Origin of the sequence: Campylobacter sp. RM5004, from assembly GCF_022369455.1 — a bacterium.
In the GTDB taxonomy this organism is placed as follows: domain Bacteria; phylum Campylobacterota; class Campylobacteria; order Campylobacterales; family Campylobacteraceae; genus Campylobacter_E.
Genome location: NZ_CP059599.1, coordinates 1438258 through 1451159, shown reverse-complemented (window position 1 = coordinate 1451159; position 12902 = coordinate 1438258). Strand labels below are relative to the sequence as shown.

The window sequence follows — 12902 nt, the reverse complement described above, 5'->3', positions numbered from 1 at the left end:
TTTGTAATAAAAGGTATTATGCTATTTAGTTTTATAAGAATATTTATAATATATTCACTAGATGAATTAACAAAATAAATAACAATACAAAAAACTCAATCAAACAAAAGTATTTTAAAAATGATTGTATGAAAGAAAGAGCTTGTTATATAAGTAGGCAAAGTTTTTTAAAGCTTACTTCTAGTAAATAATATCAACTTGTAAAGTGAAAAATAATATGACAAAATAAAATGAAATAAAGCTTAATAAAACCATAAATGAGTTAATAATTTTTATATTTTTAGGTGGTACGCTAGGTAGGAGTCGAACCCACAACCTACAGATCCGAAGTCTGTTGCTCTATCCATTGAGCTACTAACGCAAAATAATAATTATAATTTGATTTTACAAAAGTGGGGTGAGTGATGGGAATCGAACCCACGACCCTCAGGACCACAATCTGATGCTCTAACCGACTGAGCTACACTCACCATTGAAATAAAAAAAAGAAGTGGTCGGGGCGAAAGGATTCGAACCTTCGGCCCCTTGGTCCCAAACCAAGTGCGCTAACCAGACTGCGCTACGCCCCGAACCGTTAAATAAGAAAGACCGCATTATATATTATTTTTTTAAAAATGTCAAGAAAAAATAATATATTTATAAAGATTTGTTAAAATCCTAATAATTTGACCCCGTAACTCAGTGGTAGAGTGTTACCTTGACATGGTAAAAGTCGTTGGTTCAAGTCCAATCGGGGTCACCATTTAATCAAAAATCTTTTTTAATTCTTCTAAAGCTTTAAATCTATGGCTTATTTTATTTTTTTCATCTTGATTTAGCTCAGCAAAACTTTTATCAAGACCAAAAGGTATAAACATACTATCATAGCCAAATCCATTTTCGCCAACTTCATTTAAAATAATAGTGCCATCGCAAGTCCCTTTTGCAAATTCCATTTTGTCTTTAGATATAAAACAAAGCACACAAACAAAACTTGCTTTACTAAAATCTATCCCTAATTTTATAAGTTCGTTTTTTAATTTCGCTCTATTTTTAGCATCTTTATTTGCAAACTCGCCTTCAAAATCATCACCAAATCTAGCAGAATAAATGCCTGGAAGATTATCTAGAGCTTCAACACAAAGCCCACTATCATCAGCAATTACACAATAATCTTCTTTATTCTCTAAAGCTTGCCATAAAGCTTTTGCTTTTATTTTTGCATTTTGCTTAAAACTATTTCCATTTTCAATAGGATCAAATTCTTTTACAAAATCACTTGCTAAATATATTTCATGACCTTTTAATAAATCTTGAAATTCCTTTAATTTTCCTTTGTTTGAACTAGCAATTATAATCTTCAATTTTTCTCCTTTTTTGTAAATTTTATAAAAAACATAAATTAATAATTTCAAGTATAATGTAATTTTTTATGAATGGAGTAATAATGAAATACGAAACTTTAGAAGAAATCTTAAACGGAGATTTAAACGAAGAAGAAGAGAAAAAAGAAAGCAAAAGTGCTTTGTTTGTTAAAAGCTTAGAAGATAAAGAAGTTATGAAAAAAGAAGCTAAAAAAGCTAGTAAATTAGCTTTAGAGTTATCAAACGGATTTTCAAACGAACCTGCTAATATATAAAAAGGATAGATATGGCTATTGATAATTTTCAAAATATAAAAAATTTTGATATTAAAAAGATTTATTCTTTAATGGAATTTTTTAAAACTACATTTTATGAAAGTTATGTTCAAAACAACGATAAACATTATACCGATATTATTTTTGCAAGTGAGCTTTCAAAGAATTTAGCTGATAAAGTTATAGAACATTACATAAATTATGCTAAAAAGCACAATATCGCCATTGAAGATACTTGCCCTTATAAAGTTCTTTCTTGGTATGGCTACTTACTTACTGAGCATACTTATTTTGTAAATAGAACACTAGCTGTAAAGGTTATTTCAACTGCAATAGCTTGTATGCAAATAATATTAGAAAAAGAAGAAATAGTATTAGATAAAAACTTCATAAAAGGTGTTTTGAGAATGACTTTATTAGAGATTTCAGCTACTAAAAGAAATTCTTATACTTATACAAACGATAATGCTAAATTAGGTATAGGTATGAATGGTTTTTATATGGTTTTTAAAACAGCTTCAATTTGTAAAAAAACTAATTAAAAGGAAATACCATTAAACACGAAATAATTATTTTAGGAGCTGGTGCAGCCGGATTATTTTTAGCTGCTAATTTAAAGCAAAATGCGCTTATTATTGAACAAAATGAAAAAGTTGCTAAAAAGCTTTTAATTAGCGGTGGTGGTAAGTGTAATGTAACTAATGAAAATATTAACACAAACTCTTATTTGTGTGATGATTATGAGAAATTAGAAAATACTTTAAATGAGTTTAGCTATAAAGATAATTTAACTTTTTTTCAAGAAATTAAATTCGTAAAAATAAGAAATAAACAATTTTTCGCACCAAATTCAAAAATGATTTTAGATAAATTATTAAGAGAAAATAAATCTAAAATCATTCTAAATACAAAAGTCTTAAAAGTTGAAAAATCACAAGAATGCTTTAAATTACACACAAATAAAGGTGAGTTTTTAACGAAAAAATTAATTATTGCAACTGGAGCAATTTCTTATGCAGAATTAGGAGTAAGTGATATAGCTTTGCAAATTGCTAAAGAATTTGAAATAGGATTTTGCGATTTTGCTCCTGCTTTAGTTCCTTTTACCTTACAAAAAGATGAGTTTTTTATGAAAAATCTTAGTGGAATTAGCACCGATGTTGTGATTGATGATAGATTTAAAGGCTCATTATTATTTACTCATAAAGGCATTAGTGGCCCTGTTGTATTATCTGCTTCGTTGTTTTGGAATAAAGGCAAGATTAAAATTAATTTTTTGAATGATTTTAAGATAAATTATAAAGAAAACAAACAAGCTAGCACACATTTACCATTGCCAAAAGCTTTCATAAAAGAATATTTAAAAGCAAATAATTTAGAAGATTTAGCGATGAATAAATATAAAGATGATGCAAAAAATATAATAAATAGATTATATTCATACGAGTTTGCGCCTGCTGGAAATCTAGGTTTTAATAAAGCAGAAGTTTGTAAAGGTGGAATTAATTTACAAGCTTTAAACGAAAATTATGAGAGTATAAAACATAAAAATTTATTCTTCATAGGAGAATGTATTAATGTAGCAGGGATTTTAGGTGGATTTAATATACATTTTGCTTTTGCAAGTGCAATGAAACTTGCAAGATATTTAAATAAGGAAAATATATGAGATTTATTTTATTTATAGCTTTAATTTTTAGTGCGTGTAGTAATGAAATAATAGTTGCAAATGTAAATGATAAAGCAAAGCTTCATAGTGATAAGTTATTAAGTGAAGAAGATACTAAAAAAATGCAAAACTTGATTTTTAATAATGCAAAAACATTAAAAAATAATTGCCTTAAAAAAGATGCCAATTCTTGTGAGCTTTTAGCTTCTATGTTTTTTGAAGGTTTTGAACTAAAAAAAGATGTTAAAAAAGCTCTTAAATATTATGATTTAGCATGTGAATATAAAAGCATTAATGCTTGTAATAATTTGATTAATTTTTATAAAAATGGTTATAAGTTTAAAGATAATATAATAGAAAAATCACCAGAAAAAGTGCTATATTATGAAAATAAACTAAAGGAATATTATGATTGATTTATCAAATAACGAAAACACCTTATTAAGCCATGAATTTAACACACTAAATCATAATTTAATTTGCAAATATCCTTGCGATAATGAATATTTATTAAAAAACGAATTAGCAAAAATACACAATGTATCATCAAATAACATAACTTTAGGCTGTGGCTCTAGTGATGTTATTTATAGAACTTTTATAGCGCTTAATTTTTTAGCTAAAGAGCAGAAAAAAGAACTTAATTTAATAGTTCCTATACCTACTTTTGATTTAATTTTAAGCATTGCAAAGGCTTTAAAAATCAAAATTACTTATATTAACGAGCTTGTTTTAGATGTTAAAAAAATCATTCCTAATGAAGGTTTTATAAACCTAATTTATATTACAAATCCAAACAACCCAAGTGCTAATGAACTAAGTCAAGATGATTTAGATTATTTAACTAAATTATGCGTGGGTAATACTTATATGATTTTAGATGAAGCCTATGCAGAATATAACGTTAATTTTAAAAGTATTAAAAAGGCATATTTTAAAAATATAATTATTACAAGAACATTTTCAAAAATCTATGCTTTAGCAGGTCTTAGGATAGGTTATGGTATTGCTTGTGAAGAATTACTACAATATATTGATAAGTTTATTTTGATTGATAATATCAATTATTATGCTTTATATTGTGCTTTAGAAGTTTTAAAAAACGATGATTTTATAAATACTTCAAGAAAACTAACATTACAAAATAAAGCTATTTTAGAAAATGCTTTTAATGAATTAGATATTAAATATTTTAAATCTAATGTTAATTTTATTTTGCACGAGATAAAAGATGAAAAATATTCAGATTTTATGCTTGAACTTGGGATTAAAGTAGGAAGAAAAATTGCAAACTATCCATTGCTAAATAGAATTAGCGTTGGCAATATTAATGAAATAGAGCAGTTTTTAAAAGCTTTAAAATTAGCTAAAGATAAAGCCTTGGTATGAACGAGCAAAAATACGGAACCTTATTAGTATTTTTAGGCGGCATTTGCTGGGGTTTTAGCGGTGTTTGTGGTGAATTTATATTTTTAAAAAAAGGTTTAAACGCTGATATTTTAGTATCTTTAAGGCTGTTTTTTGCAGGTATTATAATGCTTTTATTTTGTAAAGTAAGAGCAATAAAAATAAATCTAAATATATTCAAGCACCATTTATTAAAACTTTTAGTTTTTGCATTTTTTGGGATTTTGATGTGTCAATATACTTATTTTTATGGTATAGAATTAAGCAATGCTGCAATTGCAACCGTTATTCAATATACAGCCCCTATTTTTATTATTTTAATTGTTTGCATAGAGCAAAAAAGATTTCCTGATATTTTTGAAATAATTGCTTTAATTTGCGTTTTTCTAGGAGCAATTTTATTATCAACTAATGGAGATTTTACGAAATTAGTAATTTCAACCAAGGCTTTAATTATTTGCTTTTTATCATCAATCGGTGCTGTTTGTTATGCACTTTTACCAAGAAAATTAAATGATATTTATAATCCTTTACCTGTCTTAGGGCTTGCTATGTTAATTGCTGGAATTTGTTTTTGTATTTATAATAAGATTTGGCAATTTAGCTTTCATTTTGATTTAGAATTATTTTTAGCTTTAGCAGGTGTGATAGTGGTTGGAACTGCTATGGCTTTTGGATTTTTTATGACAGGTCTTCAAAAAATCGGAGCAGCAAAAGCTAGCATAATCTCATCAAACGAGCCACTAGCTGCTGCAATTATTGGCTATTTATGGCTTAAAACTAGCTTATTAACTCTTCAAATAATAGGATTTGCTTTAATAATGTTAGGTATTTTATTAACTATGTTAAAAAAGGAAAAAAATTGAAAAAACTCTTACTTCTTTTAGGATTTACTTGTATTACTTTTGCGCAAGATTGCAGTGCTTATTTTGCTAGCAAACAAACTCAAATAGATAGAAAAATAGAAGAATTAGACGAAGCAAAACAAGCATTAGAAAGCTATAAAGCTGCGTTTTTAGCAGTGCAAAAAGAAAAAGAAGAAAAAAATAAAGCCATCTTAGAAGAAATGAAAGCAGAAGAAGCAAAAATTGATGAAATTAGAAACAATAATGCAAAAATTCTAGCTGAAATTAGAAAGCTAAGAGCTGAAATATTTGAAAACAAATCAAGTAAAGTTGCAAACGCTTATTCAAAGATGAAAGATGCTGCAGCTGCTGCGATATTTGAAACAATGGAAGAAGATGAAATTATAAAGATTTTTTTAAATCTTGAAGCTAAAAAAATCTCATCAATACTAGCTAAAATGAATCCTACAAAAGCAGGGGAATTAACAAAATTATTAAACAAAACTAAGCTAAATTAAGGTAAAAATTAGTAATTTTTCAAAGGAATTTGAAATAGGAATTTGATTTTTTATAATTCAAAATCCGAATTCAAATTCTTAACCCTTTTAAATCTAAAATAATCAAGGATTAAATTAATAAATAGCTTTAGATTTTAATTAAATAAAATACTTCCAAGTCTTATCATATTTGCCCCACTTTTAATAGCAATTTCATAATCGCTACTCATTCCCATAGAACAAATCTTAGCCCCATCTTTTTTAAGCTCATCAAAAATCTTATAACATAACTCAAAACTCTTGATAATTTCACTTAATTCATCACTCATTGCACCTATACACATAACACCTACTGGTTTAATAAATTTACAATTTTGCTTAATTGCTAAATATTCTTCAATAGCTTTTGATGGATTAATACCGGCTTTGCTATCTTCATTAGCTACATTTATTTCAAGCAAGGTAGGAAGTTCATAATCAAGCCTAGTATCAACATATTTTGCCATTTCAAAACTTACACAACTTTGCCACATAACAGGCTTAGCTTTAATTAGATGATTTACTTTGTTTTTTTGTAAATTTCCTATGAAATGCCACTTTATCGTTTCACTTAGTTCAGCTTTTTTTCTAACTAAATCCTGCACTTTGTTTTCGCCAAATTCAATTTGCCCTAATTTATGCAAAGCCATTATTTTTTCATCTGTTGTGTATTTGCTAACTGCTATTATTCTTACATCTTTATATTTTTCTTTAATATCTAAATAAGTCATTTTTCTACCTTAATGAATATAATTTCTTTCTCTCACTTGAGCTTGGAATATTTAATAATTTTCTATATTTTGTGATTGTTCTTCTTACGATTTTTACATTAAATTCTTTTTCAATTTTTTCTAAAATGATTTGATCACTTAAAGGTTTTTCATGATTTTCGTTTTTAATTAGCTCACTTACAAAGTCCTTTATAGTTTTATTGCTTGTGCCATCGTTTAAATCAGTTGTAAAAAATTCTTTTATAGCTATTGTTCCACGATTTGAGCTTATATATTTATTAGCTATTGCACGGCTAATTGTGCTTGTATTTCTATCAAGTTCACTTGCAATATCTTGCATTTTAAGTGGCTTTATAGATCCGCCAAAAAAATAATCGTATTGATATTCTACTATCATGAGTGCAAGTTTTTTAAGAGTAGCCTTTCTCATTTCTAGTGCATCTACTAGATTTCTTGCATTTTTCATCTGTTCTTTTAGCTCACTATCTTCGCTAATTTCAATTTTTGGATAATACTCATCATTTATTATTATTTCTAATTCATTGTTATTTGTAAGAATATAAATATCAGGAATGATTTCTAAACTATCTTCAAAATCATCAACAAAAGGCGGTAAATTAAAGCTTTTTATGATTTTTATAGCGTCTTTATAAAGTGGGTTTTTTGTAAATTTATTTAAATTATCTAAATTATTTATGAGTTTTATACATAAAGAAAACAGCTCATTTTCTATATTTGTATTAAGCAAACAAAACTCCAAAGCTTCTTGATAATTAATAGCCCCTACACCTAAAGGCTCAAGATAGCAAAACCTTTTTCTAACCTTTTCTATATCTTCTTTAGAATAGTTTTTACATAAATCTTCATCATAGACAAAATAACCAAACTCATCTAAGCAAGATATTATAATTTTTGCTATATTTTGTGATTTTAGAGTTGGAAATAGCGTTTTGTTTATTTGAAGTTCTAAATCATCATAAAGGCTTTTTTTAGCGATATTTAATTCTTCTATTAAGCCACCGCCTTTAGAATAAAGCTGTTTTACTTGTTTTGTAGTTTTTGTGCTTTTGCTTTCTTTTGGTGAGCTTAATTTTACACAAGGATTATCTTTTACTAAATTATTTATTTCTTCTTCTAAGTCTTCACTACTAGCTTGAAGTAATGGTAGCCAACTTCTTAGAGTTTGTGATAATTTAGGCTTTATGCTAGTTTGTTGGCGAACTTTTAACATTATAAAGAAAAGTTTTTACCTAGGTATTTGTTTTGAACTATTTCGTTATTTGCTATTTCTTTAGCACTACCACTTGCAAGTATGCTTCCGCTATCTAGCACATAAGCTTTATCGCATATTTTAAGAGTTTCTCGAACATTATGATCTGTTATTAAGACTCCGATATTTAACTCTTTTAAGTCTTTTATAATGCCTTGAACATCATTTATACTTTTTGGATCAACCCCTGCAAATGGCTCATCAAGCAATAAAAACTTAGGCTCTAAAACTAAAGCTCTAGCGATTTCAAGGCGACGACGCTCTCCACCACTAAGACTTTTTGCAAGGCGGTCTTTTCTATCATAAATCTTTAAAAGATTTAATTTTTCTTCTATTAATTCATTTATATCTTTAAGCCCCTTAAGTTCTGCTGCAATTTGCATATTATCCCAAACGCTTAAATCCTTTAAAACGCTAGAATCTTGTGGTAAATACCCAATGCCTAGCATTGCACGTTTATGAAGTGGCTCATTTGTAATATCTAAATCATTTAAAAAAATATTTCCCTCACTAGGACTTATAAGTCCACAAATCATATAAAATGTAGTTGTTTTTCCTGCACCATTTGAGCCAAAAAGACCAACGATTTGAGAATTATTCATACTCATATCTACATTTTTGATAATTTCTGTGTTTTTAATACTCTTTTTTAAACCAAGTGCTTTTAATTCAACTAAACTCATAAAGTCTTCCTTTATCGCTAGGAGTAATTTTAACAATCTTATAAGCTAAGCTAAATTGTTCTAAAATCTTTATAAAATCATCATCAGCCCATTCAATCAAATGCAGCCCATCATTAAAAAGGTTTTCATAAAGTCCATTTTCAATAAAAGCCTTTGTTCCTTTTTGATAAATATCATAATGATATATGTAATTTAAGTTATCAGTGTATGTATTCATTACGCTAAATGTTGGAGATGATGCGAATTTATTTAGAAATTTCTTTGCAATTGCATTTACTAAGGTTGTTTTTCCACTAGCTAAATTGCCTTGTAATAAATAAATACCGCTTTTATTAAATTCATTTACAACTAAATCTAATTCATTTAAACTTGCATCAATTTTCATCTATTTTTTCCACATATTCATGCGATTTTGCCTTAGCTACGTTTTTAGTCGTTGGCAAGGCTAGAACTTTATATTTAATTTGCTCGTTTAATAAATTAAGACTTATAATATCGCCAACTTTTACTTCTTTACTAGGCTTAGAAACATTGCCATTTATATAAATAACGCCGTTTTTACACATATCAAGTGAAATTGAACGGCGTTTTGTAATATTTACTGCGTTTAAAAATTTATCTACTCTCATATTTGTATTTTAACAATATAGGAATAATTATTGCTTACAAAACTACTGATTTTAAAAATTCGTAGCGTTTTTTATACATTGAACGTTTTTTTGATGGAATTTCTTCTAAATCCTTTTTAATATAACTAAGCTCATAAAATGAATGATGAGTATTAATAATATCTGTATTTTCTTGCCAAATTTCATCATAATTTGGAATTACAAAAACTCTTCCATCTCTTTTTCTATTTCTTTTAAATCTTGAGACCAAATATTTATCTTTAATGCCACAAACCTTATTAAAACCTATTGAATTAGCAAAGATAAAAGCACAATATATAATAAAATTAATCGGTCTTAAGCCAAAAAATGCCTTTGTAAAATCCTTTATCTCATCTTTTGCACTAAATGCTCCTTGCATTGCACTAATAAGTAAAGCATCTTCTAATAAAACAAAGCTTAAAGAATAAAGCAAAGCATTTTTATAAAATAAATGCAATGTAAAAATACCTTCACTAATTACTTTTGGATTTGAGCTAAGTGTGATTTTTAAATCATCTTGATTAAATAAAATCTCATCATTAACAAGAATATTTTTATATTTATTAGTAATTATGTCTAAATCTCTTTTAAAACAAGCATTTGAATAAGCAAAAGAAAAACTTGTAGAACCATATTTTTTACAAAGCATATCATTATAATATTTTGGTGATATGTTAAACTTATCTTTTAAAGCTTCGTTGTCTGCTAGAATTTGATTTAGGAATTTGTGATTTTTAAAATGAATAATTTTTCTTAGAAAAAACCTAATTTTAAATAATTTATTAGTTTTCATTTCTTAGCTTTTATCTTAAAATATATAAAAATTATTACTAATAAAATTAGTAAAACAATAGGCATATAAGAAGAATATTCATCAAAAAATTGTCCTAAACTCTCTCCTAAAAAATAAGCTACATAAAACACAGCAATAGCCCATATTATGCACGAAATTAGATTATAAACACTAAACTTTACAAAGCTTAGTTTTGAAATCTCAGCAGCAATTGGCCCTAAAGTTTTAAGCCCATAAATAAACTTGCAAACAAAGGTGAAAATAAAGCCATTTTTTCTAAATAAAACTACCAAAAGAGCTAATTTTCGCCTATGTTTAACAAGATGTTTTTGAAAGTCTTTTTTGCTTGTTCTTGTAAAATAAAATAAAGCACTTGAACCTAAGAAATTCCCTAAAAAAGCTACCAAAATACTAATATAAGGATTTACATTATAAGCACTTGCAAAAACTCCTAAGGCAAGCAGTGCTAACATACCGCCGCCTAAAGAGTATAAAAAAACTAAAATGTATCCGTACTGAACAAACTTATCTATAAATTCTTGCATTACTTAGCTAGCTCCACAGCTCTAGTTTCACGGATAACATTTACTTTAATTTCGCCAGGAAATTGCATACTATTAGTAATTTCACTAGCTATTTCTTTTGCTAATAGAACACTTTCATCATCATTAATAAGCTTAGCATTTACTATAACTCTAATTTCACGACCTGCATTTATCGCATAAGCTTTTTTAACTTGTGAATGCTGTTTAGCAATTGCTTCAAGCTCACTAACACGCTTTAAAAATGCTTCTAAAACTTCTCTTCTAGCACCTGGTCTTGCTGCACTTAAAACATCAGCAGTGCAAACTGCAGCAGCCTCAATGCTTAAAGCATCTTCATGTCCATGATGAGCAAAAATAGCATTTAAAACAACAGGGTGTTCTTTGTGTCTTTCGCAAACCATAGCGCCTAAATCAACATGGCTTCCTTCATATTCATGAGTTAAAGCCTTGCCTATATCATGTAAAATTCCAGCCCTTCTTGCAAGTCTTGTATTTCCACCGCACTCAGCTGCGATAATTCCTGCAAGGTGAGCAACTTCTAAACTATGTGCTAGGGCATTTTGTCCATAACTTGCACGATATTTTAGACGACCGATTAATTTTACTAATTCAGGAGCCATTTTTGTAAGCCCTAAATCCATTATGATATTTTGACCTTCATTAAACATTTCTTCTTCAAATTCTTTTGAAACTCTTTCATGAAGTTCTTCAATTCTAGCAGGCTGAATTCTGCCATCTTCAATAAGTAAATCAATCACCTTTTTAGCTATTGCACGGCGTAAAACATTAAATGAGCTTATGATTATGGCATTTGGAGTATCATCAATGATTACATCAACTCCTAAAACCATTTCAAGAGTTTTTATGTTTCTTCCTTCTTTACCGATAATTCTTCCTTTTAAATCATCGCTTTTAAGATTTATTACGCTTATTAATCTTTCACTTGCGTATTCTCCTGCAAATCTTGTAGTAGCTTGTGCTAAGATATATCCAGCTTTTGCTTTTGCTTGAGCTTTTGCTTCTTCTTCGCATTTTCTTACTATATGAGCTATTTCATCTCTTGCGTCTTCTTTAGCTTGATTTATTACTAATTCTCTTGCTTCAATTTGAGTTAAACCACTAATATTTTCAATGCTACTTAATAGCTCTTGCATTTTTGCTTCGCATGATTTTTTAAGAAGATTTGCTTCTTCCATAAGCTCGTTTGCTGCTTGTTCGCTTTTTACGATATTTGCTTTAAATTCTTCTAATTTTTGCTCATTTATAGCTAAAATTTGCTCTTTTTTTTCTACTTCTAAAATCTTTTTATCATGCTCTTTTTGAAGTTCTAAAACCTTTTCATCATAAGATTTTTTATAACTTAACTCAATTTTTCCTTCACTTGCTTTGGCATTTTCTAGGACTTTATCAGCATTGCGAAGTATTTTTTCAGCTTCATATTCAATCACTTTTGCTTTAGCTTTTGCTTGTTCTTCGTGAATTTTAAAATGAGCTTCATTTATTCTTTTTGCAATGAATACTCCTAATGCTCCGCCTAAAATAAATACCGCTAATAACGATATAATTTCAACTAATGTCATAACTTCTCTTTTCTTTTCATAATTTTTCCGTTAGCGATATAAAAATCACCTTGAATATCCGACTTTAAACAAATTTTGTTTTTAGTAACAGACTTTATATTTTGAATAAAAATAATTAATAAATCATAATAAATTAAAGAAAATGTCTTGTCATAAAATCCTTTGCCAAAACCTATTCTTCTAAAATCTTTATCAATGCCTAAAACAGGAATTATTGCAATATCTATTTTAATATTTTCTATTTTGCTTAAACTCTCTTTGATTTTAAATTTTTTATAAACTAAAGGAAATCTTAGTTTAGTAAAAGCTAGGGTATTATCTTCTAGCATTTTTGGAATGTATAAATTATATTTTTTTGCTAAAAATCTTTTATATTGATATAGGTTTATTTCTTTTTCTTTTGAGATATAAAGCAAGATATTTAATTTCTTATTAGTTTTATAGCTAGATAATATTTTTAAAATAGCTTTGAAACTATCGTAATTTTTGCAAAATTTGTAATTTTCTTTATGAAATTTTTCTCTTATTAACTTTTTATCCATAATCTAACCTAAAAAATTTCTAAATATATTACA

17 protein-coding genes and 4 tRNA genes are annotated in these 12902 nt (G+C 27.5%); 8 read left to right on the top strand and 13 right to left on the bottom strand.

What is annotated here, in order from left to right:
* Window positions 1-285 precede the first annotated feature (285 nt).
* From AVANS_RS07185 to AVANS_RS07175, 3 genes are all read right to left on the bottom strand, one after another.
* Window positions 286-361: transfer RNA gene (locus tag AVANS_RS07185), tRNA-Arg, on the bottom strand.
* Between the two features lie 32 nt (window positions 362-393).
* Window positions 394-470, bottom strand: a tRNA-His gene (locus AVANS_RS07180).
* Between the two features lie 21 nt (window positions 471-491).
* A tRNA-Pro gene (locus AVANS_RS07175) sits at window positions 492-569 on the bottom strand.
* A 98-nt stretch (window positions 570-667) separates the two neighbouring features.
* Here AVANS_RS07175 and AVANS_RS07170 point away from each other — a divergent pair.
* Window positions 668-742: transfer RNA gene (locus AVANS_RS07170), tRNA-Val, on the top strand.
* Window position 743: 1 nt separating this feature from the next.
* Here AVANS_RS07170 and rdgB read toward each other — a convergent pair.
* The gene (rdgB, locus tag AVANS_RS07165; RefSeq protein WP_239817207.1) at window positions 744-1343 is read right to left on the bottom strand and encodes an RdgB/HAM1 family non-canonical purine NTP pyrophosphatase; all 600 of its coding nucleotides are present in this window, start codon (window positions 1341-1343) and stop codon (window positions 744-746) included.
* A gap of 83 nt (window positions 1344-1426) precedes the next feature.
* On the opposite strand from rdgB, the gene AVANS_RS07160 reads away from it, so the two are divergent.
* The 7 genes from AVANS_RS07160 to AVANS_RS07130 are packed head-to-tail and all read left to right on the top strand — an operon-like array spanning window position 1427 to window position 6057.
* Window positions 1427-1618 carry a hypothetical protein gene (locus AVANS_RS07160; protein ID WP_239817206.1) on the top strand — a complete coding sequence of 64 codons (192 nt, stop codon included), beginning with the start codon at window positions 1427-1429 and terminating at the stop codon, window positions 1616-1618.
* Between the two features lie 11 nt (window positions 1619-1629).
* Window positions 1630-2160: a hypothetical protein gene (locus AVANS_RS07155; RefSeq protein WP_239817205.1), complete on the top strand. Its 531-nt coding sequence runs from the start codon at window positions 1630-1632 to the stop codon at window positions 2158-2160.
* An 11-nt stretch (window positions 2161-2171) separates the two neighbouring features.
* A complete protein-coding gene (locus AVANS_RS07150) occupies window positions 2172-3287 on the top strand; it encodes an aminoacetone oxidase family FAD-binding enzyme (protein ID WP_345772311.1) in 1116 nt (371 codons plus the stop codon).
* On the top strand, window positions 3284-3703 hold the full coding sequence (locus tag AVANS_RS07145; RefSeq protein ID WP_239817204.1) for a hypothetical protein: 420 nt from the start codon (window positions 3284-3286) through the stop codon (window positions 3701-3703). The genes AVANS_RS07150 and AVANS_RS07145 overlap by 4 nt, the downstream gene beginning before the upstream one ends.
* Window positions 3696-4676: a histidinol-phosphate transaminase gene (locus AVANS_RS07140; RefSeq protein WP_239817203.1), complete on the top strand. Its 981-nt coding sequence runs from the start codon at window positions 3696-3698 to the stop codon at window positions 4674-4676. The genes AVANS_RS07145 and AVANS_RS07140 overlap by 8 nt, the downstream gene beginning before the upstream one ends.
* A complete protein-coding gene (locus tag AVANS_RS07135; RefSeq protein ID WP_239817202.1) occupies window positions 4673-5560 on the top strand; it encodes an EamA family transporter in 888 nt (295 codons plus the stop codon). Before AVANS_RS07140 ends, AVANS_RS07135 begins: the two co-directional genes overlap by 4 nt.
* Window positions 5557-6057 (top strand): nucleosidase, encoded by a 501-nt coding sequence (locus AVANS_RS07130; RefSeq protein ID WP_239817201.1) that lies wholly within the window; start codon window positions 5557-5559, stop codon window positions 6055-6057. Before AVANS_RS07135 ends, AVANS_RS07130 begins: the two co-directional genes overlap by 4 nt.
* Window positions 6058-6191: 134 nt before the next feature.
* On the opposite strand, the gene AVANS_RS07125 is transcribed toward AVANS_RS07130, so the two are convergent.
* The 9 genes from AVANS_RS07125 to AVANS_RS07085 form a co-directional block, all read right to left on the bottom strand.
* Complete coding sequence (locus AVANS_RS07125; protein WP_239817200.1) at window positions 6192-6806, bottom strand: YggS family pyridoxal phosphate-dependent enzyme; 615 nt, start codon at window positions 6804-6806, stop codon at window positions 6192-6194.
* Window positions 6807-6810: 4 nt separating this feature from the next.
* Entirely contained in the window at window positions 6811-8037 is a 1227-nt protein-coding gene (locus AVANS_RS07120; protein ID WP_239817199.1) for an RNA polymerase factor sigma-54, read from the bottom strand.
* The gene (gene lptB / locus AVANS_RS07115) at window positions 8037-8759 is read right to left on the bottom strand and encodes an LPS export ABC transporter ATP-binding protein (protein ID WP_239817198.1); all 723 of its coding nucleotides are present in this window, start codon (window positions 8757-8759) and stop codon (window positions 8037-8039) included. Before lptB ends, AVANS_RS07120 begins: the two co-directional genes overlap by 1 nt.
* Window positions 8746-9144, bottom strand: coding sequence for a tRNA (adenosine(37)-N6)-threonylcarbamoyltransferase complex ATPase subunit type 1 TsaE (gene tsaE, locus AVANS_RS07110; RefSeq protein ID WP_239817197.1), 399 nt, complete (start codon window positions 9142-9144; stop codon window positions 8746-8748). The genes lptB and tsaE overlap by 14 nt, the downstream gene beginning before the upstream one ends.
* Window positions 9134-9388, bottom strand: coding sequence for an RNA-binding S4 domain-containing protein (locus tag AVANS_RS07105; protein WP_239817196.1), 255 nt, complete (start codon window positions 9386-9388; stop codon window positions 9134-9136). Before AVANS_RS07105 ends, tsaE begins: the two co-directional genes overlap by 11 nt.
* 34 nt (window positions 9389-9422) lie before the next feature.
* Window positions 9423-10202, bottom strand: a complete 780-nt coding sequence (locus tag AVANS_RS07100) for a DUF535 family protein (protein WP_239817195.1) — start codon at window positions 10200-10202, stop codon at window positions 9423-9425.
* Window positions 10199-10675 carry a DedA family protein gene (locus AVANS_RS07095; RefSeq protein ID WP_239817194.1) on the bottom strand — a complete coding sequence of 159 codons (477 nt, stop codon included), beginning with the start codon at window positions 10673-10675 and terminating at the stop codon, window positions 10199-10201. The genes AVANS_RS07100 and AVANS_RS07095 overlap by 4 nt, the downstream gene beginning before the upstream one ends.
* Window positions 10676-10746: 71 nt before the next feature.
* Window positions 10747-12327, bottom strand: a complete 1581-nt coding sequence (gene rny, locus AVANS_RS07090) for a ribonuclease Y (RefSeq protein WP_239817193.1) — start codon at window positions 12325-12327, stop codon at window positions 10747-10749.
* Window positions 12324-12869 (bottom strand): 5-formyltetrahydrofolate cyclo-ligase, encoded by a 546-nt coding sequence (locus AVANS_RS07085; RefSeq protein WP_239817192.1) that lies wholly within the window; start codon window positions 12867-12869, stop codon window positions 12324-12326. The genes rny and AVANS_RS07085 overlap by 4 nt, the downstream gene beginning before the upstream one ends.
* Window positions 12870-12902 lie beyond the last annotated feature (33 nt).

Excerpts from the sequence above, each read along its gene's own strand:
- AVANS_RS07160 (WP_239817206.1), top strand. The coding sequence starts at position 1,427 with ATGAAATACGAAACTTTAGAAGAAATCTTAAACGGAGATTTAAACGAA.
- AVANS_RS07155 (WP_239817205.1), top strand. The coding sequence starts at position 1,630 with ATGGCTATTGATAATTTTCAAAATATAAAAAATTTTGATATTAAAAAG.
- AVANS_RS07145 (WP_239817204.1), top strand. The coding sequence starts at position 3,284 with ATGAGATTTATTTTATTTATAGCTTTAATTTTTAGTGCGTGTAGTAAT.
- AVANS_RS07140 (WP_239817203.1), top strand. The coding sequence starts at position 3,696 with ATGATTGATTTATCAAATAACGAAAACACCTTATTAAGCCATGAATTT.
- AVANS_RS07135 (WP_239817202.1), top strand. The coding sequence starts at position 4,673 with ATGAACGAGCAAAAATACGGAACCTTATTAGTATTTTTAGGCGGCATT.
- AVANS_RS07125 (WP_239817200.1), bottom strand. The coding sequence starts at position 6,806 with ATGACTTATTTAGATATTAAAGAAAAATATAAAGATGTAAGAATAATA.
- AVANS_RS07120 (WP_239817199.1), bottom strand. The coding sequence starts at position 8,037 with ATGTTAAAAGTTCGCCAACAAACTAGCATAAAGCCTAAATTATCACAA.
- lptB (WP_239817198.1), bottom strand. The coding sequence starts at position 8,759 with ATGAGTTTAGTTGAATTAAAAGCACTTGGTTTAAAAAAGAGTATTAAA.
- tsaE (WP_239817197.1), bottom strand. The coding sequence starts at position 9,144 with ATGAAAATTGATGCAAGTTTAAATGAATTAGATTTAGTTGTAAATGAA.
- AVANS_RS07105 (WP_239817196.1), bottom strand. The coding sequence starts at position 9,388 with ATGAGAGTAGATAAATTTTTAAACGCAGTAAATATTACAAAACGCCGT.
- AVANS_RS07100 (WP_239817195.1), bottom strand. The coding sequence starts at position 10,202 with ATGAAAACTAATAAATTATTTAAAATTAGGTTTTTTCTAAGAAAAATT.
- AVANS_RS07095 (WP_239817194.1), bottom strand. The coding sequence starts at position 10,675 with ATGTTAGCACTGCTTGCCTTAGGAGTTTTTGCAAGTGCTTATAATGTA.
- rny (WP_239817193.1), bottom strand. The coding sequence starts at position 12,327 with ATGACATTAGTTGAAATTATATCGTTATTAGCGGTATTTATTTTAGGC.
- AVANS_RS07085 (WP_239817192.1), bottom strand. The coding sequence starts at position 12,869 with ATGGATAAAAAGTTAATAAGAGAAAAATTTCATAAAGAAAATTACAAA.